Genomic DNA, 14,077 nt, shown 5'->3' with positions numbered 1-14,077 from the left:
TCTTATCTTTAAATTTTACGAGAAAAACCTTTTTTAAGTGAAAAGGCTTGTGAAAAGGAAAAGATTGAATAATAAATCTTATTTGTTCTCATCTTATAATGATTGATTGGTTTTCTATGAGCGTAGCACATTCAGACACTGTTCTTATTATTGATTTTGGTTCACAAGTGACACAACTTATTGCACGGAGGGTGCGAGCAATGGGTGTCTATTGTGAAATTGTCCCTTTTCAATCTGCGTTAGAAGGCATGCAAAGGATAAGCCCTAAAGCTGTTATTTTATCGGGTAGTCCCTATTCAGTTATTGATGATGGTTCGCCGCGTGTTCCGATGGAAATTTTTGCAAGGGGTATCCCAGTTCTTGGTATTTGTTATGGCGAACAAGTGATGTGTGTTCAGCTGGGGGGAAAAGTTGAATCTGGACATGAGCGTGAATTTGGGCGTGCTTTGTTGGAGATACAAGAAGAGAGTTTACTTTTTGATGGTGTGTGGGAAAAGGGTTCTTGTTATCAAGTATGGATGAGCCACGGTGACCGTGTGACGACTTTACCAGAAGGTTTTCGTGTCATAGCAACATCAAAAGGCGCGCCCTATGCTGCTATTGCGGATGAAAAAAGACGCCTTTACGCAGTGCAGTTTCATCCTGAAGTTGTTCATACACCAGATGGTACAAGACTTTTGCAAAACTTTGTTCATAAAGTTTCTGGCCTTAAGGGCGATTGGTCCATGGCTTCTTATCGTGAGCAGGCAATTGCTATGATACGACAGAAAGTTGGAAAAAGTCGTGTCATTTGCGGTCTTTCAGGTGGTGTTGATTCGTCAGTTGTCGCTGTGCTCCTCCATGAAGCAATAGGAGATCAACTCACATGTATTTTGGTAGACCATGGATTGATGCGCAAGAATGAAGCTGAAGAAGTTCTCACACTCTTTCGTGATCATTATAATATAGAGCTTCTTCATGTTAATGCCGCTAATATGTTTCTCAGCGCTCTAGAAGGAGAGACAGATCCAGAAAAAAAGCGCAAAATAATTGGTCGCCTTTTTATTGAAGTTTTTGAAGAAGAAACCAAAAAGATTGGCGGCGCGGAATTTTTAGCACAGGGTACGCTCTATCCAGATGTCATTGAGAGTGTTTCAGCTATTGGTAAATCGGTAACAATTAAAAGCCATCATAATGTGGGCGGCTTACCGGAACAAATGAACATGAAACTTGTAGAACCGTTGCGTGAACTATTTAAGGATGAGGTTCGCACGCTAGGGCGAGAATTAGGGTTACCTGAACAGTTTATTGGGCGTCACCCTTTTCCAGGTCCTGGTCTTGCAATTCGCTGTCCAGGAGCTGTGACACGTGAAAAATTAGAAATCTTACGTGAAGCAGACGCCATTTATCTTGATGAAATTCGTAAAGCGGGACTTTATGATGAAATTTGGCAGGCTTTTGCTGTGCTTCTTCCTGTTCAGACTGTTGGTGTGATGGGTGATGGACGCACTTATGAATTTGTTTGTGCTCTTCGCGCAGTGACATCTGTAGATGGAATGACGGCTGATTTTTATCCCTATGATATGGCGTTTTTAAGCAAAACAGCAGCGCGCATTATTAATGAAGTAAGGGGTATTAATCGTGTTGTTTATGATATAACTTCAAAACCTCCCGGTACTATTGAGTGGGAATGATTAAAATGAAATATAAACCTTATTGCACCATGTATGATGAGTGAAGGAGAAAGCATTAATGGTGTTGTTTATGATATAACTCCAAAGTCATTTCAGAAATGAGAGTGTTGTTGAAAATTTGATCTTCAGAGGAGTAAACAAAAAGCCATTTTTTAAAATCACTGTCTAATCAGTATGAAACAATATCATTTAAAATTGAGAAGTGTGAAGTTTTGCATGCCTGAGAAAAAAATTGTTGCACACCGTGGTGGAGCTCATCTTTATCCTGAAAATACCCTTTCTGCATTTCGTAACGCTATAGCGTTAGGTGTTGATGAGATTGAATGCGATGTTCATTTACTGAAAAGCGGTGAAGTGGTTGTATTTCATGATTTTCGTCTAGAACAACTTGTTGGGAAAACAGGATATATTTATGATATTGATAATGAAACACGCAAACAACTCTGCGTAAGAGGAAGTATGGAAGAACCTCCTTTACTAGAAGAAGTGCTTGATCTTTTAGCGCCCACCAACGTTGCTTTACATCTTGAAATTAAAACTTGTGGTGAGGTTGAGCGTGAGAAAATTTTATCCCAAAAAGCACTCGCATTGATAAAAAGTCGAAATTTAGAAGAACGCGTTTCTGCAATCAGCTTTGATCCTGCAAGCCTTTGTCCCTTTATTGAAGCAGGAATAACATCTGGACCATGTCTTGATAGCTTTTCCGATAACATGGACCATCATTTTTCTGAGTGGAAACAATTGGGATATACTGATTTGAGTGTAGATGGGTCCACTGTTCCACAGAACTTTATTGAATCTGCCCTTGAAGCTGGCTTTACTGTAGGGGTATGGACAATTAATGGGAAAGCTCGACTATCGCATTGGCTGGATATGCCGGTTCATTATATCACCACAGATCAACCTGACCTAGCTTTACAATTACGTGCACAAAGATAAGTATATATCTATAAAATTTTACCCTCCTAGCAGAAATGGAATTAATAGGAGGGAGGTAAGTAAGTAAGAAACATTCTCTGATGATGTTTATAAGATTAAAGTTTCTACTTTATTTACTTATTATCTGTACGTTTTCCAGTGGTTTTATTAAAAGTATGAAAATTCTGATAAGGAACAGTAAAGCTTAGTTTTTGACCATAGTCGTGTGCCAAGCGCTCTTTTATTTCAATGGTAAAAATATTGTCTTTCCAACGTGTTAAAATATGGCTCCCTGTTCCGACAGGCTTAATAAGTTCAATTTGTGTGTGAAAGATAGGCCCTTGATCTGGATATTCTCCAAACAAAATGATTTCTGGTCTAAAAGCTAAAAGATCAGTTTCTGTATTATAAGATAATGGATGACCTAAATGTTGTTCTAAGATTTGGCAATCAAGAAAATTCATAGGAGGCGAACCAATAAAATCAGCAACAAACGTTGTTGCTGGATAATCGTAAATTTCCATTGGCGTTCCAATTTGCTCAATAGCTCCGTTATTCATGACAACGATTCTATCCGCTAATGTCATCGCTTCTAGTTGATCATGGGTAACATAGAGGCTAGTTGTTCCCAGTGAACGCTGAAGTGTTTTAATCTCAATACACATTTGCGCCCGCAATTTTGCATCAAGATTTGAGAGAGGTTCATCGAAGAGAAAAACACGTGGTTGACGTACAATCACACGTCCCATTGCCACACGTTGGCGCTGTCCTCCAGATAATTGTCGCGGTTTACGATCTAGAAATGGCTCTATTTGCAAAAGTTTTGCAGCATGTGTGATACGTCGATTTATTTCATCTTTAGGTGTTTTACGATTTTTAAGACCATATTCTAAATTTCCACGAACTGTCATATGGGGATAAAGTGCGTAATTTTGAAAAACCATAGCAATGTCACGATCAGCTGGTTCACGCTCATTGATACGCTCATTATCAATAGTGAGTTCACCTGAGGTAACTTGTTCAAGCCCTGCAATGATACGCAATAACGTTGATTTTCCACACCCTGAAGGCCCCACAAGGACAAGAAGTTCCCTATCGGCAACTGTTAAATTTAAATCATTGATGACCAGAATGCCATTGTCATACTGTTTTTTTATGTTTGATAACTGGATTATGGCCACAGTTACTTCTCCGTTTCAATAAGACCTTTGATAAAAAGTCGCTGCATGCAGATGACGACAAGAACAGGCGGCACCATAGCAACGACCGATACTGCCATGAGTATATTCCATTGAGGATCATGTTGAAGTGATTCTACGATAAGCTGTTTTAAAATAATAAGAATAGTTTGATGATTTTGATCAGTTGTAACAATAAGAGGCCAGAGATATTGTATCCATCCATAAACAAACATAATAATAAATAAAGCAGCGATATTGCTTTTGCTGAGAGGAAGAAGAATATCTTTAAAAAATTTAAATGGCCCTGCACCATCAACACGAGCAGCTTCTAAGAGTTCGTCTGGAACAGTTAAAAAAAACTGGCGAAATAAAAATGTCGCCGTTGCAGATGCTATGAGTGGAATAATCATTCCGCTATAGGTATTTATCATACCTAATTGTGCGACGATTGCATATGTTGGAATAATGCGAACTTCGACAGGGAGCATCAAGGTAATAAAGATGAGAGCAAAAGCAGTTTTTCGGAAAGGAAAACGCATGTAAACAATTGCATAAGCAGAAAAGAGCGAAATAATAATTTTTCCAATGCTAATACCAAGGGCCATAATAAGCGAATTCATTAAAAGTGGACAAAGATTAGGTAGTCCGAGTTTTTCAAGACCATCACCAAAGATTATTTGATAGTTTTCCAGAGCATGCTTTCCTGGTAATAGAGGAAGTGTTCCTGAATTAAATGCCGCTGAACTATGGGTTGACGCAATAATGGCAACATAAACTGGAAAACAAATAACTATAATACCAATAATAAGAGTGAGATGGGTTAGAAATTTCAAAATAGGGCGATTTTCAACCATAATTTGTTTCCTAATATTGCACGCGGCGTTCAATCCAGCGAAACTGGATAAACGTTAAAACAATAACCATCAACATTAATATTGTTGATTGTGCTGCTGATGCACCGATTATTTGGTTTTTAAAACCATCGTCATACACTTTGTAGACGAGAGTGCTTGTTGCACGTGCAGGCCCTCCAGAGGTTATGTTATCAATAATACCAAATGTATCAAACATGACATACTGAATATTGATAACAAAAAGAAAAAAGGTTGTCGGTGAAATTTGTGGAAACACTACGGTCCAAAATCGTTTAAAGGGACCAGCACCATCAATTGCTGCTGCTTCTATTTGGGAACGTGGAACAGATTGGAGACCGGCAAGAAAAAAGAGAAAGTTATAGGAGATTTGTTGCCAACTGGCTGCAATCACAATAAGGATCATTGCTTGTGTACCATTAATACGATAATTCCATATAATACCGATTTTCTCCAACAGAACAGGGATAATTCCGATGGTTGGATGGAAGATAAACAACCATAATATACCTGCCAAGACTGGAGCCACAGCATAAGGCCAGAGCAAAAGCGTTGTGTAAGCTTTTTTTGCGCGGATGACACGATCAACACAGACAGCTAAAAGAAGTGCGATCGTCATTGAAACAACAGTAACCGAAATAGAAAATATTGCGGTTGTAAGCAGTGATTTCAGATAAGCAAGATCAGAGAGAACATTTATATAATTTTCAAAACCAATAAAAGTTGTCGAAAAACCAAAAGGATCCTCACGCTCGAAAGATGATTTTATTGCTTGGGCAGCAGGCCAAAAGAAAAACAAAAAAGTCACAATGAGCTGAGGAAACAGCAGCCAATAAGGGAGTAAACTATTTTTGAAATATGCGTGCTTTTCTTGCATCCGTAGGGTTCTTTACACACAGAAACTTTATAAAGGTAAACAAATAAAAAGACTCAACTGCTTAATTAACCTTTGATCTTTAATGATGAAGAATAAAACCCTAATGATTGGCTTTTTCAAATTCACGTAAGAGCTTATCGCCACGTTTAACGGTTTCATCTAATCCATCTTTTGGTGTTTTTGAACCACTAAGGACAGCTTCTAATTCTTGATCAAGAATAGAACGAATCTGTGGTAAATTACCAAATCTTATACCTTTTGAGTTCACAGTTGGTGGGTTAAGATTAATTTGTTTAATAGCAATATCTGCACCGACATTTTTATCGTAGTAATGTTGTTGTTTGCTCAATTCGTAAGCAGCTTTCGTTGTTGGCAGGTAACCTGTTATCTGGTGCCATTTAGCCTGATTATCTGCTCTGGAGAGATATTTAAGAAAAGCAGCCGCACCAGCATATTCCTCAGGTGTATGACCTTTCAAAGCCCAAATAGAGGCGCCACCAATAATTGAATTTTGTGGTGTACCTTTTACATCATCATAATAGGGCAGCATACCAAATCCCACCTTAAACTGTGCTTCAGACAGGATTCCATCTCGAGAGCCTGAAGATTGCATAAAGATCGCGCAATTTTGCGTCATAAACATTGGTGTTGCATCTAATGCTCCAGCAGGACCACCATAGCGAAAAATACCTTTGTCAGACCATCTTTTAAGGTCGCTCCACATACGCACTTGCAAAGGTCCATTCAAGGTAAGTTTTGCATCAAGTCCGCCAAAACCATTTTCTTTGGTTCCAAAGGGCACATTGTGCAATGCTGAAAAATTTTCTATGCCAATCCATTGGGCTGCATAAGACATTGTAAAACCACAGCTTGCAGCTTTAGTCTCAAGAATTTTTTTAGAAAAATTTTCTATATCTTGCCATGTTTTAGGTGGTTGCTCTGGATCAAGCCCTGCTTTTTTAAAGATATCTTTATTATAATAAAGAATTGGTGTTGAAGCATTGAATGGCATAGAAAGCATTCGCCCTTGGACATCTGAGTAATAGCCACTGATAGCAGGTAAATAATCTGTAGGGTCAAATTCTTGTTTTGTATCCTTCATAAGTTGATAAAGAGGATAAACGGCCCCTTTTGCAGCCATCATAGTCCCAGTACCAATTTCATAGATTTGGGCAAGAACAGGTTGTTGTTTTCCACGGAATGCTGCAATGAGTGAAACCATACCTTCTTCATATTCACCACGAAATGAAGGTACAACTTTATACTCAGATTGACTGGCATTAAAATCGTTAATGAAACGCTCAGTTTGTTTTCCTAGCTCACCGCTCATAGAATGCCAAAAGCTAATTTTTGTTTGCGCAAGCCCCGCTGTTGTCATACTGATAGTAATTGCAAACGCTGCTATAGAAAAATAAAAACGACTCATGGTTCCCCCTTTTTGAAGCGATAGAAGACAGACTTTCCCTAGATTTATGGTATTAAACATGAACATGCCATGACAGTTTTGTTTCAGAAATAAATTGGTTCATTTAAACAGGAACCAGCAAAAGGTCAAACGAATTTGTTTAGATTTACTTGTTTTCCTTTATGAAAGCTATCATATGTTAATGAGATATTGCCCTGTAAACATCTGATAAAAAATAAAATGGTGTTGAATAAAGCAGTAGACAAGATCAAGGATATAAACAGTAAATGTTACTCAGTTATGGCTATTAGAGTATCCAGATTTACTTTTTCAAGAAAGAATTGTTTATTTTCTGTGCGAGTTGTTTTGTAACTGTGGAAAAATAAGCTTGAGGTAAATTATTTGTATTCCATTTAAATTAAGAAATTCTACTAAAGCAGATTTTTAAACTTATTTAAGAGATTATAGTCCTCCAAAACTTTTCTGATGCATTGCAAAATCATATGAAAATCACGCTTTTAGGAATTAACGTATCTCATTTTAAGGTTTAGGAAACATCTTTAGAGCGTCTAAGAGTACCTTTTGTTTATAAAAGGACTTATTTATCATTTTTATACAACTTCAAACCATGATTTATAAGGTATTTTATGAGTATAAAAACAGAAAAATTATTACCCCCCAAATATTGATTTTAGGAAAAAAACAATTTTAAAACAAAATATAATTACACTTATTCACATAATGAGCTCCTGTTATCAATGCATAGGGAAACAAATTAAAAAACAAGAAAGTGAATTCAAGTATAAATGGTGTTTTCACTTGTGACAAATTGATTGATCAGTATGAGGATCAGATTTTAAAAACGATAAAGAGGCATTTTGGTGATGGGTTTTGGATAATTTCTATAAAAACTTTAATTCGGAAGAGATTTTAAGCTTTTTTGTAGTATTATTCTGTTTAACACATCATAGGACATATTGGGGTGCCAAAAGAAGAATTTTTCCCATGAACGTGATTTTAGGGGTGCGTAAAAATGATAGAACAAACCATTTTCATGGAATAGAAGCAGGTATTCAGAAGAGTTTGCTGTTCTCTTAAGAATCAAGGTTTGTTCATTCTTTTATAAAATGCTTCTTAATGTTTTGTAATAGCGTCAATAATGGTATTCACATTATGTTCCATCATATCGAGATAAGTTGCAGCAGGACCATTTTCGTCCGATAATGCATCGGAATATAATGTTCCACCAATTTTTAACCCTGTTTCTTTTGCAATCTGTTTTATAAGACGCGGATTAGAGATATTTTCAACAAACAGTGCTGTTGCTTTATTGGTTTTAATTTGTTTGATAAGTTTGGCCACATCACCTGCTGTTGCTTCAGCTTCTTTTGAAGTATTTTGCGGCGCAAGGATAGTAAAACCATATTCTTGGGCAAAATAACCAAAAGCATCGTGAGATGTGATGATAATGCGCTGATCTTTTGGGATTATGGCAATCTTTGTTTTAAGTTTTTCTTGTGTTTCTTTAAGCTTTTGGAGGTAGATCTTAGCATTTTTGTTGTAGCTTAGACAGGATTGTTGATCGATTTTACAAAAAGCAGCAGCAATATTTTTGATATAGATTTCAACATTAGGGATAGTTTGCCAAGCATGGGGATCAATGTTACTGTGGTGATGATGTGGTTGGGCACTCTGCTCTTGATTTTTCATTTTAAGGGGAGAAATATTGGCAGCCACTTCAACAAGAAGCGCCTTTGTCCCGCTTGCTGTGATAAGACGGTCAATAAATCCCTCTAAATGGAGTCCGTTGATGAAAATAATATCAGCATTTCTAAGAGCTTGGGCATCTCGGGGGACTGGTTCATAAGTATGGGTATTTGCATTAGGTCCGACAAAAGTAGTCATAGAGATATGATTGCCTCCTACATTTTTGACTAAATCTGCAAGAATAGAAAAACTCACGACAACTTTAATTGTATGTTGTGCAACAGCAGAAAATGGAAAAAGGACAAGCGATAAGAGGGTTCCACGTAGAATCAATTTTTGAATAAATTTAGACACATTATTTCCTTAAACGAGGGAGGGATGTATAAAACAGGTGAGGAAACCATGTCACAATAAAACCACGTGGACTGATAAAGCAGGAAAAAAGATAAATAGATCCTGCGACAATGATAATAGCAGGGCCGGAGGGAAGTGACAGATGAAAAGAAAGCAGTAGACCACATATACTAGCAATGATTCCTAAAAGGGTAGAAAGTATGCAGATAGGTCCCAAACGCGAAAGCCAAAAACGGGCTGTAATAGCTGGAATCATCATAATGCCGACAGAAAGTAATGTGCCAAGTGATTGGAAACCACCAACCAGATTTAATACGACGAGTCCAAGCAATGATATATGGACATATTTACTCAATGGAGAGAGCGATTTAAAAAAGAGGGGATCAAAGCTTTCTAATACGAGCGCGCGCCAGAAAATACAAAGACTGCATATTGTGATCAACATGATCGTGGTGATGAGTAAAAGGGTTTGTGTATCCAGTGCAAGCACCGAGCCAAATAAGAGATGAAGCAGTTCAATTGTTGAGTTTTTCAGGGAAATAATAATGACACCTGTTGCAAGTGCAATAAGATAAAAGACTGTCATTGATGCGTCTTCTTTCTGAATACTATTTCGTGAAATAAGGGCTGTGGCCAAAGCAACAATGATGCCAGCGAAAATACCACCAAGAGTCATAGATAGTAGTGAAAATCCACTTAGCAGAAAAGCAGCAGCAACACCAGGTAGAATGGCGTGGGATATAGCATCTCCTGTTAAGCTCATTCCACGTAGCATCAGAAATACACCAACCGGACAAGCACTGATGGAGAGGAGGATTGAACCGATAAGAGCATTTTGCATGAAATGGAAATCAACGAAGGGGGCAAAAAAAAATGCGTACACGTCTCTATAACCCCATAGATTGCGAATCATTGAGAGAAAAATGTTGTTTTAGCGTGTTGATAGGCAAAGAGCTGGGTGTAAGAGGAGACATAATGTGATGCATGTTATCACAGAAGAATTGGGGTGTTTCTCCATAAAAAGCATGTTGTTGATGAATGTGAAGCATTTGGGGAAAACATTTTTGCACAATGAGGGGATCATGGAGTGCTGTAAGAACTGTTCGTCCTTGTTGTTGCCAGTGTGAGATTAGGGAAAGAAGATCTTTTTGGGTACTATAATCTACACCATTGAAAGGTTCATCAAGCAAGATAATATCGGCATCTTGTACAATAACACGTGCAAAAAGAGCACGCTGTAACTGTCCACCTGACAGTGTCTCAAGGGGACGGGTAGCGAGTGCTGTAAGTCCAACCATTTCAAGAGCATTCTGGATTTTAGAGTAATAAGGACGCTGGTCTTTCCACAATCCACAAAAAGACCACAATCCTGTTTGGATCAACGTCCTCACATCAATGGGAAATGTCTTGTCTATGTCACATTGCTGAGCAAGATAAGCAATCCGGCTTTTCTTTGGCTTTATAACTTTACCTTTGAGAGGCTTAATCAAGCCAGCGATAGTTTTCAAGAGCGTAGATTTTCCAGAGCCATTATCACCCGTTATTGCTACCAACGAGCCAGCTTTTAACTTTGCTGAAAAGCCTCTTATTGCTATTCTTTTTCCATAGCCTAAAGTTGCACGTTCAAAATGCAGATCCATACTTGTTACCATCTTTGATTATTATCTCATAGACATATGTAATAATATAACGTTTGTCAATAAAACGTTATATTATTACATATGTTTTGGGTAGTGAGATTTTTAGTGGGAAGATCGTGGAAAATTAAAAATAATGATTGAATTTGCCTTGACGAAAGAGAGAGTGTGTATACTATATATAGTATCAAAATGATTGGTGATTCTAAATAAGCACAAGTGAGGGTGTAGTGTGTTTCGTTTGGTGTCTAAGTTATTTCCATAATGTGATTGTAGAAGAGTTTATTAGCCAAGAGTAGAACAGTATTCTGGCGGGAAGCTCTTTTGGAAGAATTTCCTTTCGTTTTTGTAAGTTGATTTTTGTCGTAAGAGTAAAACTAAGCTATTGGAAAACAGTGGCTGGGGGCGTTAGTTTTTTAGACAGCAGGAGGGAATTGTAATGCAGACAAAAGATTATTTTATAACTGAAAGGCTTTGCCATTTAAGTTGTAGAATGATCATTTATTCTCATCATAATTTTAAAATTATTTGATGGGGACTTCTATTCTATTCAGGAAGCTATGTGTTATTTGAATAAAGAGTATAGCTATATGTGTTTGCGTACGATTTCTGTTTTTTTGTTATCCTTGAGTATTTATAAAGTTATCAGAATGAACCCTTTGAGGGTTGATTTGTTAAGATTGTGAAAGTTGAAGAAAATGCCGGTCACTATTTATAGCAAACCATCTTGCGTCCAATGTGATGCTACACGTCGTGCCTTTGATGCTAAAGGTATTAATTATCGTGTTGTAGATATTTCCCGTGATGAACAAGCCTATCATTTTGTTCAATCTTTGGGTTATCGTCAGGTTCCTGTCGTCGTTTGTGGTGAAAATCATTGGTCTGGTTTTAGACCAGATATGATTAGTGGTCTTTGTGTTTAATGGGACTTATTGTTTATTATTCGAGTGCTACGGGTAATACTGAACATTTTGTTTCGCAGCTTGGTCAACGACTCTTCAAAATTGATAAGAAAAAACCGTCTGTGTTGGTTGATGAACCTTATGTATTGATTGTTCCGACTTATGCAGATGGTGAAGGAAGAGGAGCTGTGCCGAAAGCAGTTATTCATTTCCTCAATGAAAGTGAGAACCGCAAATTCATTCGTGGTGTCATTGGTGGTGGGAATCGTAATTTTGGTCGCTATTATAGTTTAGCAAGCAAGATCATTTCTGAAAAATGTTTTGTACCTTGCCTTTATCGTTTTGAGCTGCGTGGAACTGATGAAGATGTTATTTGTGTAAAAAAGGGATTGGAAAGATTTTGGAAACAATTGGTATAGAACAGTCGCAAAAAACAAGTCAGATCACAGATTATCATGCACTGAATGCGATGCTTAATCTTTATGATGAAAATGGTCATATCCAATTTGATATGGATAGACTTGCAGCGCGGCAATATTTTCTTCAGCATGTTAACCAAAATACGGTTTTTTTTCATAATTTGAAGGAAAAAATAGACTACTTGATAGAGGAAGGTTACTATGAAGAAGATTTGTTTAAGCTTTATGATTTTTCTTTTATTAAGAAGCTTTTTAAGCGTGCTTACGCGTTTAAGTTTCGCTTTCCCACGTTTTTAGGTGCATTTAAGTATTATACCAGCTATACACTGAAGACTTTTGATGGAAAGCGCTATCTTGAGCGTTATGAAGATCGTGTGTGCCTTGTTTCTTTATATTTAGCACAGGGCAATAAGACTCTTGCTGAGATTTTTGTAGATGAAATTATTACAGGACGGTTTCAACCTGCTACACCGACATTTCTAAATGCAGGGAAAAAACAGCGTGGTGAGTTGGTGTCGTGTTTTTTGTTGCGTGTTGAAGATAACATGGAGTCCATAGGGCGTTCGGTTAATTCAGCTTTACAGCTTTCAAAGCGCGGTGGTGGAGTAGCGCTTTGTTTGACAAATTTGCGAGAAGCGGGAGCTCCGATCAAGCAGATAGAAAATCAATCTTCAGGTGTTTTACCTGTGATGAAACTGTTGGAAGATTCTTTCTCTTATGCCAATCAGCTTGGTGCACGGCAGGGGGCTGGTGCTGTTTATTTACATGCACATCATTTAGATATTATGAAGTTTTTGGATACAAAGCGTGAGAATGCTGATGAAAAAGTCAGAATTAAAACGCTTTCGCTTGGTGTTGTTATTCCCGATATTACTTTTGAGCTTGCACGTAATAATGAGGATATGTACCTATTCTCGTCGTATGATATTGAGCGCGTTACCGGCAAACCCTTTAGCGATATTTCTTTGACTGAGCATTATAGGTCTTTTGTTGATGATGCAAGGATTCGTAAAAAGAAAATAAGTGCACGTGTTTTTTTCCAAACCTTAGCGGAGATTCAATTTGAATCAGGTTATCCCTATATTTTGTTTGAGGATACTGCTAATCGAGCCAATCCGATAGCTGGACGTATAAGTATGAGTAATTTATGTTCAGAAATTTTACAGGTGAGTGAAGCAAGTGAACTAGAGACGGATTTAACATATCGCACTATTGGAAGTGATATATCTTGTAATCTTGGTTCCATGAATATTGCCAAAGCAATGAAAAGTCCTGATTTTGGGCGAACAGTGGAAGCTGCTGTTCGTGCTCTTACTGCTGTTTCCGATATGAGCGATATTGCCTGTGTACCCTCCATTGCCAAAGGCAATGCTGAAAGCCATGCGATTGGTTTGGGACAAATGAATTTACATGGTTTTTTAGCGCGTGAGAAGATCTATTATGGGTCTCCAGAAGCGATTGATTTTACCAATATCTATTTTTATACGGTAACCTATCATGCAATACGTGCTTCCAATTTAATTGCACGCGAGCGTAAGAAAATTTTTGCAGGATTTGAAAAGTCCGCTTATGCAGACGGTCGTTTTTTTGACAAATATATTGAGAAAGAATGGAAGCCGCAATTTGCACTTGTACAAGAGCTTTTTGCACGGAATAATATTGCTATACCAGATCAAAAGGATTGGCAGGAACTCAAGGATTTAGTTGTTGAGTATGGGCTTTATAATCGCAACCTGCAAGCTGTTCCCCCCACTGGGTCTATTTCTTATATTAATCATGCGACCTCTTCTATTCACCCAATTGCTTCGAAGATTGAAATTCGCAAAGAGGGAAAAATTGGGCGCGTTTATTATCCTGCTCCTTACATGGATAATACAAATTTGGATTTTTACCAAGATGCTTATGAGATTGGTCCTGAAAAGATTATTGATACCTATGCTGCTGCTACGCAGCATGTTGATCAAGGTCTTTCATTAACGCTCTTTTTTCCGGATACTGCTACCACGCGTGATATTAACCGTGCACAAATTTATGCTTGGAAAAAGGGTATAAAGAGTATTTATTATATACGGTTGCGGCAAGTAGCGTTGAGTGGAACAGAAGTGGATGGCTGTGTTTCATGCAGTCTATAG

Annotated in this window: 12 protein-coding genes; 5 read left to right on the top strand and 7 right to left on the bottom strand. The window is 37.7% G+C overall.

What is annotated here, in order from left to right; all coding sequences use genetic code 11:
* The first annotated feature begins 116 nt into the window (after nucleotides 1-116).
* Together guaA and PVV69_RS00580 are read left to right on the top strand one after the other, a co-directional pair.
* Nucleotides 117-1,673 (top strand): glutamine-hydrolyzing GMP synthase, encoded by a 1,557-nt coding sequence (guaA, locus tag PVV69_RS00585; protein ID WP_273756055.1) that lies wholly within the window; start codon nucleotides 117-119, stop codon nucleotides 1,671-1,673.
* 216 nt (nucleotides 1,674-1,889) lie between these two features.
* On the top strand, nucleotides 1,890-2,612 hold the full coding sequence (locus PVV69_RS00580; protein WP_273756054.1) for a glycerophosphodiester phosphodiesterase family protein: 723 nt from the start codon (nucleotides 1,890-1,892) through the stop codon (nucleotides 2,610-2,612).
* Nucleotides 2,613-2,725: 113 nt separating this feature from the next.
* Here PVV69_RS00580 and PVV69_RS00575 read toward each other — a convergent pair whose 3' ends face one another.
* The 7 genes from PVV69_RS00575 to PVV69_RS00545 form a co-directional block, all read right to left on the bottom strand.
* A complete protein-coding gene (locus PVV69_RS00575; RefSeq protein ID WP_273756053.1) occupies nucleotides 2,726-3,772 on the bottom strand; it encodes a sn-glycerol-3-phosphate import ATP-binding protein UgpC in 1,047 nt (348 codons plus the stop codon).
* 2 nt (nucleotides 3,773-3,774) lie between these two features.
* Nucleotides 3,775-4,626: a sn-glycerol-3-phosphate ABC transporter permease UgpE gene (gene ugpE / locus PVV69_RS00570; protein ID WP_273756052.1), complete on the bottom strand. Its 852-nt coding sequence runs from the start codon at nucleotides 4,624-4,626 to the stop codon at nucleotides 3,775-3,777.
* A gap of 10 nt (nucleotides 4,627-4,636) precedes the next feature.
* Nucleotides 4,637-5,521 (bottom strand): sn-glycerol-3-phosphate ABC transporter permease UgpA, encoded by an 885-nt coding sequence (gene ugpA / locus PVV69_RS00565; RefSeq protein ID WP_273720000.1) that lies wholly within the window; start codon nucleotides 5,519-5,521, stop codon nucleotides 4,637-4,639.
* 100 nt (nucleotides 5,522-5,621) lie between these two features.
* Nucleotides 5,622-6,947: a sn-glycerol-3-phosphate ABC transporter substrate-binding protein UgpB gene (gene ugpB, locus PVV69_RS00560; RefSeq protein ID WP_273756051.1), complete on the bottom strand. Its 1,326-nt coding sequence runs from the start codon at nucleotides 6,945-6,947 to the stop codon at nucleotides 5,622-5,624.
* Nucleotides 6,948-8,060: 1,113 nt separating this feature from the next.
* Nucleotides 8,061-8,987: a metal ABC transporter solute-binding protein, Zn/Mn family gene (locus PVV69_RS00555; protein WP_273756050.1), complete on the bottom strand. Its 927-nt coding sequence runs from the start codon at nucleotides 8,985-8,987 to the stop codon at nucleotides 8,061-8,063.
* A gap of 1 nt (nucleotide 8,988) precedes the next feature.
* Nucleotides 8,989-9,870: a metal ABC transporter permease gene (locus PVV69_RS00550; protein WP_273756049.1), complete on the bottom strand. Its 882-nt coding sequence runs from the start codon at nucleotides 9,868-9,870 to the stop codon at nucleotides 8,989-8,991.
* A 4-nt stretch (nucleotides 9,871-9,874) separates the two neighbouring features.
* On the bottom strand, nucleotides 9,875-10,627 hold the full coding sequence (locus tag PVV69_RS00545; protein WP_273756048.1) for a metal ABC transporter ATP-binding protein: 753 nt from the start codon (nucleotides 10,625-10,627) through the stop codon (nucleotides 9,875-9,877).
* Between the two features lie 695 nt (nucleotides 10,628-11,322).
* Between PVV69_RS00545 and nrdH the strand changes: the two genes are divergently transcribed.
* The 3 genes from nrdH to nrdE are packed head-to-tail and all read left to right on the top strand — an operon-like array spanning nucleotide 11,323 to nucleotide 14,077.
* Entirely contained in the window at nucleotides 11,323-11,547 is a 225-nt protein-coding gene (gene nrdH, locus PVV69_RS00540; protein ID WP_273720009.1) for a glutaredoxin-like protein NrdH, read from the top strand.
* Nucleotides 11,547-11,945 carry a class Ib ribonucleoside-diphosphate reductase assembly flavoprotein NrdI gene (nrdI, locus tag PVV69_RS00535; protein ID WP_273756047.1) on the top strand — a complete coding sequence of 133 codons (399 nt, stop codon included), beginning with the start codon at nucleotides 11,547-11,549 and terminating at the stop codon, nucleotides 11,943-11,945. The genes nrdH and nrdI overlap by 1 nt, the downstream gene beginning before the upstream one ends.
* The gene (gene nrdE / locus PVV69_RS00530) at nucleotides 11,927-14,077 is read left to right on the top strand and encodes a class 1b ribonucleoside-diphosphate reductase subunit alpha (protein ID WP_273756046.1); all 2,151 of its coding nucleotides are present in this window, start codon (nucleotides 11,927-11,929) and stop codon (nucleotides 14,075-14,077) included. Before nrdI ends, nrdE begins: the two co-directional genes overlap by 19 nt.

It is taken from the genome of Bartonella sp. MM73XJBT (assembly GCF_028618465.1).
GTDB lineage: Bacteria > Pseudomonadota > Alphaproteobacteria > Rhizobiales > Rhizobiaceae > Bartonella.
Note: the sequence above shows the minus strand (reverse complement) of the source record. Positions and strands in the feature narration are given on the sequence as shown.